Here is a 753-nt window from a genome sequence, read left to right as displayed (position 1 = left end):
TTATAAGCCAACAAGATGTTAACATTATAAATGAACAATTTCCAAGTATTATTGATTTCAACAGGACAGAATTTTAGTAATAATTCGTCAAAATTGTATTATTCCAATAGTTAATAAAAATTTTATGCCTCCGCTCTGTGTCACTCGTTATATGAGGAGTGACACAAACTAGTTAATTTCTTATAAAGCCTCATACACTGCTACTTTTAATATAGGACTATTGTGTATCAGTTATACAAATTTCCTGAATCTATTATTAACGATGGAAGACAGCTCTAGTTACCATTATTGACCCTTATAGACGTTATTATTAAAAAATTATTCGAAGTCTACTTGACTTGGATCAATACCTGTTTCTATCCCTGTACACATATCATTAATTTACATTTCTTCATCATCTTCATCGCCTTCAGTTGCTCTTACGTATTCCCCTCGTCGCAACTCTATAGTGTTTTCTATTGCTTCCTGAAGTTTTTCAACAATTTCAGAGTGTTCCTGAATAGTTGAAGGTACTTGATATTCATAATTATTCCACTTTTGCTTTATTTGATTTTTGTATGCCTCCACATCTTTTGAAAGTTGCGGTATCCTTTTAACAAATTCTTCGGGATTATGACTGTGTTCTATAAGGATATCTTTAATAACAAATGGCCACACTGCGTATAGTTCCATTAGTTTATGTAAATATAACTTTGCCTTATAAAATTCTTCTCCTAAATCATCAGTATAATTATTTTCAAATCGTTTCTTTAA

Annotated in this window: 1 protein-coding gene; it reads right to left on the bottom strand. The window is 30.7% G+C overall.

The window, feature by feature from the left end; genetic code table 11:
• Positions 1–381: 381 nt before the first annotated feature.
• A partial coding sequence (locus V7659_RS31455) for a hypothetical protein (RefSeq protein ID WP_335543900.1) occupies positions 382–753 on the bottom strand: 372 nt, incomplete at its 5' end.

The organism is Neobacillus drentensis (genome assembly GCF_036966985.1).
Classification (GTDB): Bacteria; Bacillota; Bacilli; order Bacillales; family Cytobacillaceae; genus Neobacillus; species Neobacillus drentensis_E.
Note: the sequence above shows the minus strand (reverse complement) of the source record. Positions and strands in the feature narration are given on the sequence as shown.